Source organism: Pseudomonas sp. BBP2017, from assembly GCF_003024385.1.
In the GTDB taxonomy this organism is placed as follows: Bacteria; Pseudomonadota; Gammaproteobacteria; order Pseudomonadales; family Pseudomonadaceae; genus Aquipseudomonas.
Map to the genome: position 1 here is coordinate 1 of NZ_PVZN01000002.1, position 16,135 is coordinate 16,135.

The 16,135-nt window shown below is 58.9% G+C and carries 19 protein-coding genes and 2 pseudogenes; 10 read left to right on the forward strand and 11 right to left on the reverse strand.

Translation table 11 applies throughout. The features are described from left to right. Window positions 1-96, forward strand: a pseudogene (locus C6382_RS24260) (IS110 family transposase); the annotation flags it as partial. Here C6382_RS24260 and C6382_RS02775 read toward each other — a convergent pair. After that, entirely contained in the window at window positions 53-772 is a 720-nt protein-coding gene (locus C6382_RS02775) for an SOS response-associated peptidase (protein WP_107023026.1), read from the reverse strand. The pseudogene C6382_RS24260 and the gene C6382_RS02775 overlap by 44 nt on opposite strands. Before the next feature lie 167 nt (window positions 773-939). On the opposite strand from C6382_RS02775, the gene C6382_RS02780 reads away from it, so the two are divergent. From C6382_RS02780 to C6382_RS02790, 3 genes are all read left to right on the forward strand, one after another. Beyond that, on the forward strand, window positions 940-2,130 hold the full coding sequence (locus C6382_RS02780) for an FAD/NAD(P)-binding oxidoreductase (RefSeq protein ID WP_107023027.1): 1,191 nt from the start codon (window positions 940-942) through the stop codon (window positions 2,128-2,130). Window positions 2,131-2,156: 26 nt separating this feature from the next. After that, entirely contained in the window at window positions 2,157-2,522 is a 366-nt protein-coding gene (locus tag C6382_RS02785) for a DUF1641 domain-containing protein (protein WP_107023028.1), read from the forward strand. 103 nt (window positions 2,523-2,625) lie between these two features. Continuing rightward, the gene (locus C6382_RS02790) at window positions 2,626-2,976 is read left to right on the forward strand and encodes a hypothetical protein (RefSeq protein ID WP_107023029.1); all 351 of its coding nucleotides are present in this window, start codon (window positions 2,626-2,628) and stop codon (window positions 2,974-2,976) included. A gap of 3 nt (window positions 2,977-2,979) precedes the next feature. On the opposite strand, the gene C6382_RS02795 is transcribed toward C6382_RS02790, so the two are convergent. After that, entirely contained in the window at window positions 2,980-3,678 is a 699-nt protein-coding gene (locus tag C6382_RS02795) for a YoaK family protein (protein WP_107023030.1), read from the reverse strand. Between the two features lie 30 nt (window positions 3,679-3,708). Beyond that, window positions 3,709-3,996, reverse strand: a complete 288-nt coding sequence (locus C6382_RS02800) for a PAS domain-containing protein (protein ID WP_256588996.1) — start codon at window positions 3,994-3,996, stop codon at window positions 3,709-3,711. Between the two features lie 217 nt (window positions 3,997-4,213). On the opposite strand from C6382_RS02800, the gene C6382_RS02805 reads away from it, so the two are divergent. Next, window positions 4,214-4,987 (forward strand): alpha/beta fold hydrolase, encoded by a 774-nt coding sequence (locus tag C6382_RS02805; protein WP_107023031.1) that lies wholly within the window; start codon window positions 4,214-4,216, stop codon window positions 4,985-4,987. On the opposite strand, the gene C6382_RS02810 is transcribed toward C6382_RS02805, so the two are convergent. From C6382_RS02810 to C6382_RS02820, 3 genes are all read right to left on the reverse strand, one after another. After that, the gene (locus C6382_RS02810) at window positions 4,959-5,543 is read right to left on the reverse strand and encodes a nucleotidyltransferase family protein (protein ID WP_107023032.1); all 585 of its coding nucleotides are present in this window, start codon (window positions 5,541-5,543) and stop codon (window positions 4,959-4,961) included. The two genes, C6382_RS02805 and C6382_RS02810, sit on opposite strands and share 29 nt — an antisense overlap. Window positions 5,544-5,607: 64 nt before the next feature. Further along, complete coding sequence (locus C6382_RS02815) at window positions 5,608-6,087, reverse strand: VOC family protein (protein WP_107023033.1); 480 nt, start codon at window positions 6,085-6,087, stop codon at window positions 5,608-5,610. A gap of 79 nt (window positions 6,088-6,166) precedes the next feature. Then, window positions 6,167-7,138 carry a DMT family transporter gene (locus tag C6382_RS02820; protein WP_107023034.1) on the reverse strand — a complete coding sequence of 324 codons (972 nt, stop codon included), beginning with the start codon at window positions 7,136-7,138 and terminating at the stop codon, window positions 6,167-6,169. Between the two features lie 106 nt (window positions 7,139-7,244). On the opposite strand from C6382_RS02820, the gene C6382_RS02825 reads away from it, so the two are divergent. Further along, on the forward strand, window positions 7,245-8,126 hold the full coding sequence (locus tag C6382_RS02825) for a LysR family transcriptional regulator (RefSeq protein ID WP_107023035.1): 882 nt from the start codon (window positions 7,245-7,247) through the stop codon (window positions 8,124-8,126). A 71-nt stretch (window positions 8,127-8,197) separates the two neighbouring features. On the opposite strand, the gene C6382_RS02830 is transcribed toward C6382_RS02825, so the two are convergent. The 4 genes from C6382_RS02830 to C6382_RS02850 all read right to left on the reverse strand — a co-directional run bounded on the left by C6382_RS02830 (window position 8,198) and on the right by C6382_RS02850 (window position 10,273). Further along, window positions 8,198-8,515: a DUF6124 family protein gene (locus C6382_RS02830; RefSeq protein ID WP_107023036.1), complete on the reverse strand. Its 318-nt coding sequence runs from the start codon at window positions 8,513-8,515 to the stop codon at window positions 8,198-8,200. Between the two features lie 399 nt (window positions 8,516-8,914). After that, window positions 8,915-9,193: a hypothetical protein gene (locus C6382_RS02840; protein ID WP_107023038.1), complete on the reverse strand. Its 279-nt coding sequence runs from the start codon at window positions 9,191-9,193 to the stop codon at window positions 8,915-8,917. A 91-nt stretch (window positions 9,194-9,284) separates the two neighbouring features. After that, window positions 9,285-9,563, reverse strand: a complete 279-nt coding sequence (locus tag C6382_RS02845; protein WP_107023039.1) for a hypothetical protein — start codon at window positions 9,561-9,563, stop codon at window positions 9,285-9,287. Beyond that, window positions 9,560-10,273 (reverse strand): DUF4225 domain-containing protein, encoded by a 714-nt coding sequence (locus tag C6382_RS02850; protein WP_107023040.1) that lies wholly within the window; start codon window positions 10,271-10,273, stop codon window positions 9,560-9,562. The genes C6382_RS02845 and C6382_RS02850 overlap by 4 nt, the downstream gene beginning before the upstream one ends. Before the next feature lie 276 nt (window positions 10,274-10,549). Between C6382_RS02850 and C6382_RS02855 the strand changes: the two are divergent. From C6382_RS02855 to C6382_RS02865, 3 genes and pseudogenes are all read left to right on the forward strand, one after another. After that, window positions 10,550-11,047: pseudogene (locus tag C6382_RS02855) on the forward strand (Hcp family type VI secretion system effector). A 110-nt stretch (window positions 11,048-11,157) separates the two neighbouring features. Further along, complete coding sequence (locus C6382_RS02860; protein WP_107023041.1) at window positions 11,158-11,496, forward strand: hypothetical protein; 339 nt, start codon at window positions 11,158-11,160, stop codon at window positions 11,494-11,496. A gap of 181 nt (window positions 11,497-11,677) precedes the next feature. Next, complete coding sequence (locus C6382_RS02865) at window positions 11,678-12,031, forward strand: DUF1428 domain-containing protein (protein ID WP_107023042.1); 354 nt, start codon at window positions 11,678-11,680, stop codon at window positions 12,029-12,031. Window positions 12,032-12,109: 78 nt separating this feature from the next. Here the strand turns inward: C6382_RS02865 and C6382_RS02870 are convergent, their stop codons facing one another. Beyond that, a complete protein-coding gene (locus C6382_RS02870) occupies window positions 12,110-13,735 on the reverse strand; it encodes a methyl-accepting chemotaxis protein (protein WP_107023043.1) in 1,626 nt (541 codons plus the stop codon). Between the two features lie 290 nt (window positions 13,736-14,025). Here C6382_RS02870 and C6382_RS02875 point away from each other — a divergent pair, with 290 nt between their 5' ends. Continuing rightward, complete coding sequence (locus tag C6382_RS02875) at window positions 14,026-16,119, forward strand: TonB-dependent siderophore receptor (RefSeq protein WP_107023044.1); 2,094 nt, start codon at window positions 14,026-14,028, stop codon at window positions 16,117-16,119. The last annotated feature ends 16 nt before the right edge of the window (window positions 16,120-16,135 follow it).

Here is a 16,135-nt window from a genome sequence, read left to right on the forward strand (position 1 = left end):
CGAGGCAAGAGCGCGAAAGTCGCGCTCATTGCCTGCATGCGGATACTGCTGATCAGGCTGAACGCCATGCTACGCGACGGTACCGAATGGCGGTGACGAATAGCATGGTGAAGACAGTTGCTCCCACAGGGTTGAGCAACTCGGCACCCTGGTTGCGTACATTACCTACCGCCTTATCCACCCGATACCAGGCAAACGACTCGGCCGACTCACCCAGGTTGAGCAGCATCTGTTCGGCCTGGGCTTTGTCACATTCAGGATTCAACCAGTCCCTGGCTAAAGCAGGTGCCAGCACGACCGGGCGACGGTCATGGATATCAACCATGCCACCGACACTGTCGGCGGTGATGATGAAAAAACCGTCGTCCTCGGCCACATCCCATTGGCCAATGCCCGCGCAGAACGCCGGCAGGCCATCCTGTCGATGAATGTAGTAGGGCTGTTTTTTGGCCTCCCCTTCATCGACCCACTCGAACCAGCCATCAATCGGTACGACCAAGCGGTGTCCCCAAATTGCCCGGAAAAACGGTGAATGCGCGACTTTCTCCACCCGTGCATTGATCGGCGCGGCCCGGTCATGGGCCCAGTGCGGGCGCCAACCCCAACGCAACCAATGGGCGCGGTGCGCGGAAAGGACGGCGACGTTGGTGCTGGGGGCAACATTGTAGTGCGCCAAAGGCTGATCGCCGACTTCATTGGCCAGGGCGCCGGGCATGCTCAGGGCGTCGACGAAATCGTGAATACCACGGTACTGGCTGAGTCTTCCGCACATGCAATGTGGCCTTTATTAGTCCTCTGATACGGTATCAGAGGTCATCTTCGGCGAAGTTCAAGGAAAACGAATTAACCTATATAGCCAAGGGTTATTGGCATATCACCGCAGCTTCTCCAACTATAGCCCTCGAAGCGGCAGGGCTTTGTTCGCAAGGAAGCGTGCGTATGGCAAACCATATTCTCATCGTCGGAGGCGGGGTTGGCGGCACCATGCTCGCCAATCAACTGGTCGGCAAACTCTATCCGGAGATTCTGCGCGATCAGGTGCGTATCACACTGCTGTCCAATTCGCCTGATCATTACTACAAACCAGCCTTCATGTACGTGGCCTTCAACCAGTTCTTCAAGGAAGAATTGAAGCGCCCCGAACGTTCGTTGTTGCGTCCGGAAATCGACTTTCAGGTGCAGGAGGTCACCCGCTTCGACTTCGCCGGGCAAACTCTGCACACGCGTTCCGGCAAGCGCTTCGGCTATGACTTTGTGGTAATCGCCACCGGTTGCGTACCGGCACCCGAGCGTATCGAAGGGCTGCAGCAGGGCGGTGATCATTTTTACCAGTACGAGCCGGCGCGTCTGCTGGCGCAACGTCTGGCCCGTATCGAAAAGGGGCGGATCTTCATTACCGTGTCCTTTCCGCAAACCCCCAATGTGCCCCATCAGTGCGGTATCGCACCGGTGGAAACCACGCTGATGCTCGATGACTACCTGCGTCGGCGTGGGGTGCGTGACAAGGTCGAGATCATCTATACCTACCCTACCACCGCGCAGCTGTTGCGCAATTGCCTGTTCTTGCAGCGCCCCACCGGCGAGATCCTGCCTGGCATATTTGCCCAGAAGAACATTCAGTTTCAGCGCGGCTTCACCCTCGGCAAGGTTGACCCTGACCAGCGCATCGCTTACTCGCAAGAAGGCGATGCCCAGCCCTACGACATCCTTATGGCCACGCCACCGATCCGCGCGGTGGATGCAGTACTGGAAAGCGGCGCATCGCAGGCCGCGAACCAGGAAGGCTGGCTGCCGACCAACCATGAGACCTTGCAGGTTTACGGTCTGGAAGGGGTGTATGTGATTGGCGACACCGTTGATCTGCCCGTGAGCAAAGCTGGCGGTGCCTGCCACAACCAGGCACCGGTGATTGCAGACAACATTGCCGGCGAAATTCGGCTGGGAACAACGGTGGCGGTGTATGACGGCAAGGTGCAGGCCGCTGCGCAGATGGGCCTGAACGCCGGCATGCCATTGACCTACGATTACCGCCACGATGTGTTGCCGACACCGCCGACCAAGCTCGGTGGTCTGCTCAGGAATGGATTCAACCGTGGCCTGTACTGGGCCGTTGCTCGCGGCATGCTGTAACCCGCCCCCGGGAGGAGCTGACTGACATGGAAGTGACCGATACGCTCGCCCTGCTGGGCGAAAACCCGGGCCTTGAGGCCTTCTTGAACAAACTGCAACCGTTGCTTGATGGTGGCCGTCTGGACAACCTGGTCGACCTGGCATCGTTGCTGTCGGATCTGGTCGATCTGCTCGATGCCGCAATGGTTGAAAAGCTGTCGGTGCAGTTCGAGCACGCCACGGCGCTGTCCTGGAACCTTGGCAATGCCGTACGCCTGGCCAAGGCCCAGACCCGCGAACAACCTGACCCCCCCAGCCTGTATGGCTTGCTGTCAATGCTGCGAGATCCGTACACCCGTCAAGGATGTGCTTTGGTGCTGCGGGTGTTGAATGCCATCGGCAAGCAGGACTGATGGCTCACAGAGGACTGCGCACTTTATGATCGTCGCGTGATGAGGCACGGGTGTTGGCCGCCCGGCAATGATACAGTCGGCTTTTTTTCGACGAGGGTGTGTCATGCGGGTAGTAATGGCGATGGTCGCTGCAGCACTGTTGGCCGGTTGTGCCTCTTCGGCCATGGACGCGGCACGGACCCAGGCACCGAACAAAAGCTTCACCTCAAGCAAGCCTGCCGACCGCGTTGCCCAGTGCATCCAGTTCGGCTGGCAGGATGAAGCCGTGTTTGGCGTCGATGCCAGTGGCTACCTGGAGCCGGGCAAACAGGGGGGCTTCACGGTCTACACCCGTGAAGCGGAGTCCTTCGCTGATATCCAGTCACACGGCGCAAACACGGCGGTCAGCTACTACGCCAAGAAGGACGACAGCGTCGCCCTGCGCCGTATGGCGGCATTGGCCACCTGCCTGTAAAAACTAGCGGGGCATATACCCGAGCTGCCAGCGCCGGGGGATCTTCAACGAGATCACGCCAAGCGCGGCAGCGAGCAGGGCGCTGAACAGCAGGGCGGCCAGATCGAAGACCTGCTCCAGTAGCACCCCGGCAATGGCGCCGACAAACATCCCGGTCCAGGGAATCAGCTGCACCCGCCAGCCATGCCGGCGTTCGCCGAGCAGCGTCCGGCCAAGTCCACGACCAAAGCGCGACAGCGCGCCGGTGACGTAGGTCAGGCCGATTGGCAAACCGTTCACTTCCTCGACCACGGCGTTGATCATGCCCATGGCGGTGACGCCCGCGACCAACGCGAGCAACTGCCAGGCAAGTGGCAACAGGCCGGCCAGAGCCAGCAGGGCGGCGATGATCGACAACAACGGCCAGGGACGCCGGCCACTGAGGTGGGCGATCACCACGCCGAGGGCGTTGCCCAGTACGAAGGCCAGTAGCACCATGCCAATGCGCAGCGCCAGGCCGACTTCACCTGCACCCAGCGACACGGCCAGGCGCGTGGTGTTGCCGCTCATGAACGAGACAAAATCACCGGTGGCCATGAAGCCAATGGCATCGGTCATGCCGGCCAGCACGGACAATGCGGCGACAAAATACAATCCGACCTTGCCGCGCAGCTTGGCCACGCGCACCGACCGGGCCGAAAGATATGAGGAACCTGGCAACATCCATTACGCTCCCAAACGAAGTGAAGTGATTCAGGCGCGTTGCGCCAACCTGACTTCGAGCCCGGCGATATGGGCCTGCAGCCGTTCGTGTTCGTGGCGCCCGACACTGATGTCTTCGAACACGCTGATCAGGTGTTCCGGCTCGCCGTCGGCGCGGCGCTGCAGCGAAGTGCGGGCGCGGACCCAGATGTACTCACCGTTTTTGTGGCGCACCCGTTTCTCCACTTTATAGCGCTCGGTTTCCCCAGCCAGCATGCGCTGCGGCAGTTGCAGGTTGGCCGCCAGGTCGTCGGGGTGGGTGATTTGCTGAAAGGTCATGGCGTAGAACTCTTCATCGGCGCTAGTCACCGCGCTCGTCTTTCACGAATGGATACTCGTTGCGCGATCAAGGCGATGGCCCAGATCTGCCGCAAAGCTGATAATCGCAGAGTATCAGATGGACCGTGGACTCAGCCTTTGCGACCGCTACACGCTCAATCGCAGGCTGTCGCCAGTTCCTACACGGGTTCCCCCTACAACCGTGGAGTGCTCTGCCATGCGCCAGGCCATTCGAACCGGCTACGCCCCCATCAACGGTTTGCAACTCTATTTCGAAATCCACGGTGCGCCGCACTGCACAAAACCACCGTTAGTCCTGCTGCATGGCGGCGGCGACACCATCCACACCTCATTCGCCGCAATCCTCCCCGTGCTTGCCGCCGAGCGCCAGGTCATTGCCTTCGAGCAACAAGGTTATGGCCACACCGCAGATGTCGTCGAGCGTCCGTTCAGCTTCGAGCAGTCCGCCGACGATACCGCCGCATTGCTGGCCTATCTGCACATCGACCGGGCGGACCTGTTCGGTTTCAGCAATGGCGGTACCATCGCCTTGCAGGTGGCGATTCGACACCCGCAACGCGTGCGCAAATTGGTGGTGGCGTCAGCATTGGTCAACCGCGCCGGCGCTTATCCGTGGTTGTGGCAAGCGATCGCCAACGCCACCTTGGAAAACATGCCGCAGGAGCTGAAGGATGAGTATCTCAAGGTCGCGCCGCATCCTGATAATCTGCGCCTGATGCACGACAAAGCAGCCCAACGCATGCGCGACTTCAAAGACATCCCGAGCGATGCGATTGGCACCATCGCGGCGCCGACGCTGGTGGTGGTTGGCGACGCCGACGTTATCCAGCCCGAACATGCAGTGGCAATGTTCCGACTATTGCCGCATGCACGGCTGGTTGTGCTGCCCGGTACCGATCATATGCAGGTGACATCACGTACCGAGTGGCTGGCCCCCATGATTAGCGGCTTTCTTGACCAAGCGATGTAGGGGACAGGATCTTCAGCCAGGGCCAGCGCGCCTGGTAGCTTTTCGCCTTTTGCTCGAACAGATCGGCTTGCGCGTTTTTCGGATTGATCCGCAGCAACCCATGCTCAATGTCGGCCAGGCCGTAAGGTGCATAGACCTCACCGGTTTGAGCATCCAGCCCGATACAGGTCCCGGCAATCAGGTAACGATCAACACCGTCTCTGGCTGACAGAAGCTGGGGGTATGGCCGACCGAATCGTTCAGCGTACCAGAGGTGAACGCGGGCCTGATTCTTCACCTCGACATTCACCTCAAGGTCCTGGAACAGCCGTTGAGCGACCTGGATAACCTCATTCTCAGCCTCCCAGGACAGGTCATTGTCGAAGTAAAAAACGTCGTAATCCTTGATGCCCCACGCCGCTGGCTGGTTCGCCTGATGATTCCATACCGCCTGGAACAGGCAGCCGGCAGTGAGCATGCATTGGTTCAAACCCAACGAGGGCAGGCGTGAAGTGATTTCGGCGTTGATCGGGTTGGTCATGGCGATGCTGACCAAGCCCTCGACAGTCAATGTCATGTGCGGTTTCCTGGATGGTTGAGCGTTGGAACCGGACATGCTACCTGGCTCGATGCAATGAAGGTCAGCCCTTCAGCGCGGCTTCAATCGCCGCCACATCGATCTTCCTCATGCCCATCATCGCTTCGAACGCGCGCTTGGCCGCCGCTCTATCGGGATTGCTTATCGCGGCGGTCAGGACGCGCGGCGTGATCTGCCAGGAAAGCCCCCATTTGTCCTTGCACCAGCCACAGGCACTTTCCTCGCCGTCATTGCCGACAATCGCATTCCACAAGCGGTCCGTTTCAACCTGGTCATCCGTGGCAACCTGAAACGAAAACGCCTCGCTGTGCTTGAACATCGGACCGCCGTTGAGCCCCAGGCAGGGGATGCCCATCACCGTGAACTCCACCGTCAGCACATCGCCTTTTTTGCCCGAAGGGTAGTCGCCAGGCGCGTAATGGACGGCCACCACTGTGCTGTCCGCAAAGGTCTTGGCGTAGAACGTCGCAGCGTCCAGCGCCGTGCCGTCAAACCACAGGCAAATCGTATTCTTGCTGGTCATCTTGGGGCTCCGCAACCGGGACTGAGGACAATCAGTGTAGACGCCCGGTCAGCCAGGCTTGCTCGCCCGATCATGACCTCTATGTTTTGGGCGCCGCCGAGGCGGCCTGTTCAGGCACCCGCACCTCACCCTTCGCCCGCACCGGCTTCAGCCGCGAAACCCCGAACAACACCAAGGCCAGCCCGATCATCTGGTACACCGATACCTCCTCGCTGAGCACGGCCCACGATGCCAGCACCGTCAGCACCGGCCCCAGATTGCCGACTGCGGCGGTATGGGTGGCGCCCATGCGCTGAATCGCCAACGCCACCCAATAGATCGGCAACACCGTAGAAACCACCGCCATCAACGCCGCGTACACCCATACCGCAGAGGGCAGTTGCCAGAGCAAGTGGGTATCGGCTGTCAGCAGATAGTGGGCCAGCACCATCAATGACGACGCGCTGCCCGCAAGCCCGGCCAGGCGCATGGAACTCATGCGCTTGAGCATCATGCCGGTGCCTGAGTAATACAGCGCATAGGTCACCGCACTGGCGAACACCCACGCCGCGCCCAGCATCACCTGGCCGCCCATTCCGCTGGCACTGACGTCATGCACGAAGGCGATGCCCAGGCCCAGGTAGCATAAGCCCATCGCCGCCAAGGTGCGCAGGGTAGGGCGCTCACGCAGGGCGATGGCCTGGAACACTAGCACCAGGGTCGGGTAAGTGAACAGAATCAGTCGCTCAAGCCCGGCGCTGATGTACTGCAGCCCGTAGAAATCGAACAGGCTCGCCAGGTAATAGCCGAACAACCCCAGCAGCATCACCCGCACACCGTCGGCAATGGTCATGGGCGCATTCGCCGGGCCGCGGCTGGCCCACACCAGCCAGGCAAACAGCGGTAACGACAACCCCATGCGCATTGCCAGCAGGGTGATCGCATCCACCTGACTGGCTGCATAAGACAACTTGACGAAAATCGCCTTGAGGCTGAAACCGAGTGCCGACAGCACTGCAAACAGGCTGCCGTTTTCGACGCAACGCTGGCACAACCCACGTAATTTATTCATCAGCAGCCCGACAGAGGAGAAGGTACAGGCGTTATTCTAAAGTGAAGGCAAGCACCGCAGAATCGCATTTTCCAGAACGAAGCCTTCGCCAAAAGAGAAACCACCAGTGCACTTTGATCTCTCCGACTTGCGCCTGCTGAGCGCCATTGCCGTCTCCGGCAGCCTGAGCAAGGCCGCTGCCAGTATCCCGGTTGCCGTCTCGGCCGCCAGTACCCGCCTGCGCCTGTTCGAGGAGCGTTGCGGGGTTACCGTGTTCACCCGCACGGCAGGCGGCATGCAACTCACCCCGACCGGTCGGCTGGTGCTGGAAGCGGCCAGCAGCGTATTGGGCGAGGCGCAAAAGCTGCAGGACACCCTGAAGGAGCTCGCCGGCCAACGCCGCATCACCCTGCGTCTGGCCGCCACCACCGTGACTACCAGCAGCCTGTTGCCCGCCGTGCTTGGCTCGTTTCTGGCCGACTACCCGGAAGTCGATCTGCAACTGACTGAATACCGCAGCGCTGATGTCATGCGTGCCGTGCTCACTGGCGAATGCGAAATCGGCGTGTATGACGGCAGCGTCATCAGCGACGGGGTGCTGTCGTTGCCGTTTCGCAGCGAGCGGCTGGTGATGCTGGTGCCGACCGGGCACCCATTGGCCGAGCGTGAACAGACGCGCCTGCGCGATGCCCTGGGTTACCCCTTCATCGGTATGCCGGCCGAGCGGGCCATGCAACGTTTTGTCGAAGAGCGGGCGATGAAACTGGCCATGCCTCTGCAGATCCGTGTGCGTGCGCCGAGCTTTGAAGCCATTGCCCAACTGGTGGCTCAGCGTGCCGGCATCGCCATGCTGCCGGAGACCACCGCGCGGCGCATGGAACAAGAACTACCGGTGCGTGTGGTGTTGCTTGAAGAGGGCTGGGCGATGCTTGAGCTGCGGCTGTGCATCAAGGGGTGGGAGTCGCTCAGTACCCATGGTCGTCAGTTGGTCAGTTTTCTGTCGCAATAGCCTGTGCGTGTGGGCCGCATCGGCGGCCCTGAATCAACCTGCGGTTATGACTTCACCGAGGCTTGCTCGGTCTACTGCGTGCGGCGCAGCACTGCTGCCGTTGCCGAGCGGGCCTCGACTTCATCCAGTAGCGCTTCCACCAGCGCCAGGCTCATCTCCAGCGATTGCTCCGTAGCCCAGAGCAAGCTGCGCACTTCTTCATTGACCATGTCACAGGCGTGGGCGTTGGTTTGGTAGGCGCTTTTGAGGAGGACGGAGGCATGGACCAGGGCGTCTTCGGAAGAGACACCGGCACGGACGGCGAACAGCGGATCGTGGCTACCGTTGCAGGAGCCGAAGGTAGTGCTGGTTTGCGTGGTGGGTGGGGGATCGGGGACTATTTTTGTCATTGTGGAGCTCCTTGATTGGTGGAGCCGCCACGAACCGTGACCAAACGATGGGTGGCGACTGTACGCAGGTTGGTCAACCGGGAATCAAGGAACCCGGCGCGCACGAAGGCGCCCCGCGCACAGCCGCCATAACACGAAACAGCAGACACAAAAAAAGCGCCAGCTGAATCGGATGGGGCGCTTGTGCGCCTTGATTTCTCGCAGGTGACCAAACCTGATCGCTGGATTTACAGCGACGTAGAGGAGGGTAACGGGGTTAGGGGTGGGATTCAAGCGTTAGAGCAGGGCAGCCAAACGATGTTACAGATCGACTATGGGGTGGCTGGGTTTGGCAAAGCTTTGCCTTGCATCGCAGGCAAAGCCAGCTCCTACCGTCTCTTCACAAGCGCGGGCTGAAACCTATTCTTTGGTTCGGATCGCCCGCCAATGGAAAAGGACCATAATCATTGAAACTATAGTGATTGCGGGGTGGTACTCAACTGTACTTGGGCCGAATTGAAAGAATAGTAGGTTTTTGTTTTCTACAGCATCAAGATAAAATGCGATCATCAAGGCGTTATAGATGAGGCTGACAAACATACCCCATGGGATAAATTGGGGTTTGATGGGGTAGCGATTCAGTAGCAAGGAAACGGCGGCGCTCAAGAGTACAAAGAAAGCAAATTCGATGATATTCATTTCTTTTGTTTGTCATAGGGTGGGTATACTGCTGTGTCTCCAAAATCACTTTTAAAATCAGCGCATGTACTCCATAGAAATTTACACATGCTCATCCATCAGGTCGGAACGCCCAGCAATGAAAAATAACCATTGCAGCGGAGGTAAACAGGATTGCTAAATAGTAATCTGTTCTGCTTGGGTCAATTTCAAGCAGTATTGGTTTTCGTTGCTTGATGATGTCAAGATACACTATGCCCATGAAGACGTTATAGGCTAGGCTAATGATTGTCCTTGGTCCTGTCATGGGTATTTTGTTAAGGCCGTAGTTTAGAATGCTGACGCTGCAAATGCTGAACAGCACAAGTAAGATAAACTCGGTTTCGGTCATTTGCTGCGCTCAGTATTAAGTTGTTGCGCGGACTGTGCATCTAGCAAAATCTCCATAGCTAGTGCCTTTTTACTCATTCGTTTGTACGCCCGCTCATGATCGGTTTTCATATAACGGTAGAGTCGCCATGCGTCAGGCCTCAAAACTTGACGTAGCAAACCAGCGCCAGACATAGCAAGGTCCCCCGTTAAGTACGCCAAATTGCCTTCAGCTTCACTGTAGCCAAGCTGTTTCGCGACGCCCTGATAAGCTTTGCGCACGGGCCCTTCAATATCACTACGCCTCTCGTAAAGACTTCGTGCATTTTCATAGACATTATTACTGCCATGCATTATCAGCGGCGCTCCAAGGGGGGCACACAGAGTCCCTACTGAGCCATAGCAAATACCAGCCCCAGTCGCGACTTGAACGGTCCCTCCGATCAAACCCAGTGTTTGGGTGACAATGCGGTGCGACTCACTGAGCAGACTCTGCTGCTCCGTTTTTAACTCCCGCAACCCCTCCTGCGGGCTCAGCCGCCGCTCTTCCACATCCTGCACCACCCGTCGCGCGTAATAGGCAAGTTCGCGATTGAACTGCATGCGCGTTTGATCATCCTGCAGATGCCGCGCACCGATCGTGCAGGCGAAACCGGTAAACTGCGCTGCGGCATGGCTGACTTCCCATAAGTCATTCATGCTCAGCTTGGGCTTGTCGCTCGGCTTCGCCATCACATACTCCTCCGTGAAAAGAGGTGGGCGAAGGGCTGTTCCTGGAACTTTTGGTTGAACGATGCGAAGTAGTGACGGGCCATGCTGCGTACTCCCTGTAGGAGGACCACGCAGGCTACGAGCTTTTTCGCCAAATGTATGTCGGACGTTTCCGAAAATCAGCCATCCTAGATTTGTTGCTTGTAACAACTTTGAAATGCTTTTCGGAAACGTCTGACATACCCGGCTAGCGCTTAAGTAATACTCTGCGTGCTCTACTTACAAGGAGTACGTACTTTGGCTCATCACGGCTATCTGTCGATTTCTGGCAAGAAACAGGGACTGATCTCCGCTGGCTGTTCCGGCCTGGACTCCATTGCCAACAAGTGTCAATCCGCGCACCTTGACGAAATCATGGTGCTTTCCTTCGCTCACAACCTTTCCAATCTCGACAACACCAAACATGCGACTCATCACCCGTTGATCATTATCAAGTACATCGATAAGGCGACCCCCTTTGTTAGCGCAAGCGGTGGCCAGTCGTGAGGTTGTTGACTGCACACTGAACTTTTATCGCCTGAGCCTGAGCGGCCATCAGGAAAAATATTTCAGCATCAAGATCTGGGATGGCTTGATCGTTGACCAGCGGCTGGAAATGCCCCATTCGGGCTTCTGAACGACCAGGAAGCGCAGGAGCACCTTGCTATCCGCTACAGAGACATAAGCTGGTCCCACCATACGGCCTCTACCTCCGGGCATGCCTCTTGGGGTGTAACCCCATGGGATGGGCAGTGACAACAACGCTGAGCGCCTGTCCAAACCGAGAAAATCAGGAACGATTCAACCTGCGCCGAGGTCAACACCTTAAGCGGTGATCATAACGGTCTACATCATGAGGATTCGCCATGAGTACCCTGACGATCGAGGGCTGGTGCAAACGCAACGGCGAGCAAAAATCCACTCCGGTCGGAGACATACACTTCGACATTCTGGGCCCTAACCATACCAGCCTGGAGCAGGCCGAAGAGCGCCTGCAGAACAGCCACGAGTCTGAGGCCATGGTTGACGTCGATATGGCCTCGCTAAACCTGATCATGCCAGAGGGGTATGGCCCTCTGGCCGACTGCAAGTTGCGCGTTTACCTCAACGAGGAGCAGCGCGGTCAGTTTCATCTGGTTGGGCACCGGGCCAGTGATGGCAGCTTGATCTATAGCAATGCGGTGTTGATTGCTCAATTAAGCTAGCACTCATGCAGCCCAGGGGCCCGCCTCAATACAGGAGATGGCATCGCCGGTTGCTTCGTCCCCAGCTGTTGACTCTGACCGCTCGTCGGTCAACGTCCCGGGCTGTCGAATCACCCGGCAGTCAATCGACTACTGCACAGATCAACCTGATCGATTCAATCCCTGTGCAGGAGTCAAGGTCATGTCTTATGTCGATGGTTTTGTGCTTGCCGTACCTACGGCCAACCGCGAGAAGTTCAAGCAGCATGCCGAGGAATCGGCGGTGGTGTTCAAGGAGTGTGGCGCCCAGCGCGTTATCGAGTGCTGGGGCGATGATGTGCCCGACGGCAAGGTGACTTCGTTTCCGATGGCGGTGAAATGCAAGCCGGATGAAACTGTGGTGTTTTCCTGGGTTCTTTGGCCTTCACGCGAGGTGCGTGATGCCGGGATGAAGAAGATGATGGAAGACCCGCGTTTGCAACCTGATAAGAATCCGATGCCCTTTGACGGGCAGCGGCTGATCTTTGGTGGGTTCAATATTCTGGTGGATGTGTAGGCGGTTTTATCGCGGGGCAAGCCCGCTCCCACAGGACATACTGAAAAACCTGTGGGAGAGGGCTTGCCCCGCGATTGCTCAAACCCTGAACCGCGCCACCAATGCCGTCAGCTCCGCAGCCAACCCCGACAACGCCTGGCTGGCCTCCCGCGTCTGCTGTGCTCCGCTCGCCGAACGTGACGACAGTTCACGAATGTTCAGCAGGTTGCGGTCCACTTCACGGGCCACTTGCGCCTGCTCTTCAGCCGCGCTGGCGATCACCAGATTACGTTCGTTGATCTGGCCGATAGCGCTGTAGATCCCCTCAAGCACCTGACCTGACGCCTGGGTGATGCCCAAGGTCGACTGGGCACGCTGGGTACTGGCCTGCATCGAAGCCACCGCCGCCTCGGTGCCATGCTGCACCCCGGCAATCATTTGCTCGATTTCCTGGGTCGATTGCTGGGTGCGGTAGGCGAGGGTGCGCACTTCATCCGCGACCACGGCAAAGCCACGACCGGCTTCCCCGGCACGCGCCGCTTCGATGGCGGCATTGAGCGCCAGCAGGTTGGTTTGCTCAGACACCGAGCGGATCACATCCAGCACCTGGCCAATGTCACGGATCTGCCCCGCCAGTTGCTGCAAGCGCTCGCTGCTGGTCTGCACTTCGCTGGCCATGGCGCGGGTGCCCTCGAGGTTGTCGCTGACCTGCTGGCGGCTTTGTTCGGCCAGTTGGTTGGAGGCGTTGGCCGCTTGTGAGGTAGTGACGGCATTGCGCGCGACTTCTTCCACGGCCGTGGTCATTTCGGTCACGGCGGTGGCGGCCTGTTCCAGTTCTTGGTCCTGCTGGCGCAGGCTGTTGGTGCTCTGTTCGGTGATGTTCTCCAGTACCTGGGCGGCCTGGGCCACTTGCGTGGCGTAGCCAGTGAAATGACTCAAGGTGGCGCGCTGGCTTTGTTGCATATGGGCAAGGTTGGCGAACAGCTCGCCGATCTCGTCGCGGCGAGTGACTTGTACGGTCACGCTCAGATCATCCTTGGCAAAACGCTGAAAGTGCTGGCTGGCTTCGAGCAGCGGGCGCAGCACGCGGCGGGCGATAAAGCCCCAACACAGCACGGCGAGCAGCAGGGTGACCACGACCAGTGCCAGGCTCAGCAGTTTGGCGGCGCTCAAGCGGCGCTCGGACTCAAACATGATCTGCTGGCTGCGCTCGTTCAAGGTCGCCACCAGTTGTTGGCGCAGGGCCTGCATGCGGGCCATGGCGTTACCTGCGTCGGTGTTGGCGATGAAGTAGCGTTGCAGGTCGTTCTGGCGAGTCGCCTCGCGTTGCCCGGCGACGGCATCGGCGTACTTGCCGAAGGTGTTTTGCAGGTCGACGGCAAGAGCTCTGAGTGCCGGGTCCTGGGCATTGCTGACCAGTTCGTCGAGCAGGCCACGGCTATTGTCGATCAGCTGTGCGGACAGTGCCATGCGTTTGTTGGCGCTGTCGTGGTGGCCGCCACTCTGTTCGACAAAGCCGGAGGAAACATTGGCGCTGGCGCGAATCGCCATCAACAGGGCGTTATTCAATCGGTCCGACTGGCGCGCGGTGAGGTCCAGTTCAGTGATTTGCTGATCGCTTCCCACCGCAGCGCGCCAGGCACTGACGGTGGAGAACAGCAGGGTCAGGCTGAACAGCGACAATACCCAGAACATTCCGGTGCGAATTTTCAGGTCGGCGAACATGCAGGCAATACTCCTTTTAATTGTTATCAGCACCACGCTGTGCCGGGCAATCGGCAGTGGGTGGTCTGCTATCGGAGTGTGCTCAGCAGGACTTTAGGGCTGGAATTCGCTTGTGTTCGATTACCGCCCGCAGTTTACCTCAGCGTCCTTCATGCTGGCGTTGGTAGGCACCCGGCTGCACGCCCATGGCCAGGGTGCATGCCTGAGGCTTGCCCTGTGACAAGGCCGATAAGCATTTTGAAATGGCTCCATTAGTTGTTATGTTATTACATATTAATCAAGGAGCCCCCATGAATTACCCCTTAGGAAGGTTATCCCTCGGCCTGTCGGCCTCATTGTTGGCGCTGCCCGCAGCAGCCACCGAGCCTGTGCTGCTCGATACCCTTACAGTCAGCGAGCGTCACTTCGAGGAGTCCGCCACAGGTCCGGTGCAAGGTTATCGCGCCAACCGCTCCAGCACTGCGACCAAGACCGACACCGACATCCGCGACACGCCACAGAGCATCGCCGTAGTGCCGAACCAGGTGCTTGAAGACCTCAACAGCACCCGCATCGACCGTGCCCTGGATTTCGCTGGCGGGGTGAGCCGGCAGAACAATTTCGGTGGCCTGACCTTCCTCAATTACAGCGTGCGCGGCTTCACCACTGGCGAGCTGTACAAGAACGGCTTTGCCGTCAACCGCGGCAGCTACAGTGCGCCGGATACCTCGAATATCGAACGCATCGAAGTGCTCAAGGGACCGGCGGCCAGTCTGTACGGGCGTGGTGATCCGGGTGGCCTGGTCAACATAGTCACCAAGCGCCCCCAGGCCGAGTTCTTTACACAGTTCAAGGCCAGCGCCGGTAGTTGGGACCGCTACCGCAGCAGCCTGGATGTGAACACGCCACTGAGTGAAGACGGCCGCGTGCTGTCGCGGGTCAATATGGCGGTGGAGGATAACGGCAGTTTTCGTGATTACGTTGGCAGTGAGCGGCGTATCGTCAGTCCGTCGCTGAGCTGGCAGGTGAGCCCGGACACGTTGTTGTCGATCGACAGCGAGTTCTCGCGCACCGAGTCGGTGTTTGATCGCGGGGTCCCGGCGGTGAACGACGAACTGGGCCCGGTCAGCCGCTCGACGTTCTTTGGAGAACCCAACGATGGGCGCATTCGCAATGACAACCAGACCCTGGACCTGACTCTGGAGCATTACCTGAACGAAAGCTGGAAGCTGCGCCTGGCCAACCACTACACTCAGGGGCGGCTCAAGGGCAATAGCTCCGAGCCCCAGCGTCTGCTCGGCACCACCCTCAGCCGTTTCTACCGCGAGCGGGATTTCGAGTGGAACGACAACATCACCCAGGCTGAACTGCATGGCCAGTTCGACTTCGCCGGTTGGCAGCACCAGAGTCTGATCGGTTTGGAGTATGAGAACTACCGCAACAGCCAGAAGTACCCGCAGAGTGCCACTTCGCCGGAGTACGGCCTGGACATCTACAACCCGGTGTATGGCAAGCCGAAGCCAGCATTGATCAAGCCCAATGACTTTTTTGAGCGCACGCAGAGCTACGCACTCAACCTGCAAGACCAGATCAGTTTCACCGAGCGCCTGCGCGGCCTGATCGGCGTGCGCTTGGAACACATCGAGCAGACTGCACAGAACCGCACCAGCCAGGTCAGCAACACCCAGGAAAAAGACGTAGCCACGCCGCGAGTAGGGCTGTTGTATCAGCTCACCCCTGAAGTCGGTGTGTTTGCAAATGCCTCGACTTCGTTCAAGCCCAATAGCATCGGCACCCAGGGTCAGGTGTACAAACCGGAGAAGGGCCTGGGCTATGAAACCGGGTTCAAGTTCGATCTGTTCGACAGCCGCTTGGGTGCAACCCTGGCGTTGTTCCGGATCGACAAGGAAAACGTCATCACCACTGATGCCTTCGGCGACAGCGTTGCTGCCGGTAAGGCCCGCAGCCAGGGTGTCGACTTGCAGTTCAGTGGCCAGTTGAGCGATGCCGTGCGCCTGATCGGTGCCTATGCCTATATCGATGCCGAAGTGACCAAGGGCGATGCCAGCCTGCCCGAGGGCAGTGATCTGCTCGGTATACCCCGGCACGGCGGTAGCCTGATGGCGGTGTATGAGTTTCAGCAGGGCTTGTTGCAGGGATCGGATATCGGAGCGGCGGCCAACTATGTGGGTGATCGCTCCGGCCAGGCCGGCAGCAGTTTTCGTCTGCCGGGCTACAGCACGCTCGACCTGCTGGCTCACTACAAGGTCAGCGAGCATGCCACCGTCGGCCTGAACCTCAACAACCTGTTCGACCGCAAATACTACGAGCGCGGCTACAACGCGGTGTGGAACCTGCCGGGCGAGCCGCGCAATTTGATGGTCAGTTTGAGTCTGGCGCTTTGAGCAGGCTATAGTCGAG

What these genes read in the sequence shown, in the direction of transcription:
- C6382_RS02815 (WP_107023033.1), bottom strand. Translation starts at nt 6,087, where the DNA reads ATGACCAGCAAGAATACGATTTGCCTGTGGTTTGACGGCACGGCGCTG.
- C6382_RS02875 (WP_107023044.1), top strand. Translation starts at nt 14,026, where the DNA reads ATGAATTACCCCTTAGGAAGGTTATCCCTCGGCCTGTCGGCCTCATTG.
- C6382_RS02870 (WP_107023043.1), bottom strand. Translation starts at nt 13,735, where the DNA reads ATGTTCGCCGACCTGAAAATTCGCACCGGAATGTTCTGGGTATTGTCG.
- C6382_RS02865 (WP_107023042.1), top strand. Translation starts at nt 11,678, where the DNA reads ATGTCTTATGTCGATGGTTTTGTGCTTGCCGTACCTACGGCCAACCGC.
- C6382_RS02820 (WP_107023034.1), bottom strand. Translation starts at nt 7,138, where the DNA reads ATGAATAAATTACGTGGGTTGTGCCAGCGTTGCGTCGAAAACGGCAGC.
- C6382_RS02845 (WP_107023039.1), bottom strand. Translation starts at nt 9,563, where the DNA reads ATGACCGAAACCGAGTTTATCTTACTTGTGCTGTTCAGCATTTGCAGC.
- C6382_RS02780 (WP_107023027.1), top strand. Translation starts at nt 940, where the DNA reads ATGGCAAACCATATTCTCATCGTCGGAGGCGGGGTTGGCGGCACCATG.
- C6382_RS02860 (WP_107023041.1), top strand. Translation starts at nt 11,158, where the DNA reads ATGAGTACCCTGACGATCGAGGGCTGGTGCAAACGCAACGGCGAGCAA.
- C6382_RS02775 (WP_107023026.1), bottom strand. Translation starts at nt 772, where the DNA reads ATGTGCGGAAGACTCAGCCAGTACCGTGGTATTCACGATTTCGTCGAC.
- C6382_RS02840 (WP_107023038.1), bottom strand. Translation starts at nt 9,193, where the DNA reads ATGAATATCATCGAATTTGCTTTCTTTGTACTCTTGAGCGCCGCCGTT.
- C6382_RS02830 (WP_107023036.1), bottom strand. Translation starts at nt 8,515, where the DNA reads ATGACAAAAATAGTCCCCGATCCCCCACCCACCACGCAAACCAGCACT.
- C6382_RS02785 (WP_107023028.1), top strand. Translation starts at nt 2,157, where the DNA reads ATGGAAGTGACCGATACGCTCGCCCTGCTGGGCGAAAACCCGGGCCTT.
- C6382_RS02795 (WP_107023030.1), bottom strand. Translation starts at nt 3,678, where the DNA reads ATGTTGCCAGGTTCCTCATATCTTTCGGCCCGGTCGGTGCGCGTGGCC.
- C6382_RS02850 (WP_107023040.1), bottom strand. Translation starts at nt 10,273, where the DNA reads ATGGCGAAGCCGAGCGACAAGCCCAAGCTGAGCATGAATGACTTATGG.
- C6382_RS02805 (WP_107023031.1), top strand. Translation starts at nt 4,214, where the DNA reads ATGCGCCAGGCCATTCGAACCGGCTACGCCCCCATCAACGGTTTGCAA.
- C6382_RS02810 (WP_107023032.1), bottom strand. Translation starts at nt 5,543, where the DNA reads ATGACATTGACTGTCGAGGGCTTGGTCAGCATCGCCATGACCAACCCG.
- C6382_RS02800 (WP_256588996.1), bottom strand. Translation starts at nt 3,996, where the DNA reads ATGACCTTTCAGCAAATCACCCACCCCGACGACCTGGCGGCCAACCTG.
- C6382_RS02790 (WP_107023029.1), top strand. Translation starts at nt 2,626, where the DNA reads ATGCGGGTAGTAATGGCGATGGTCGCTGCAGCACTGTTGGCCGGTTGT.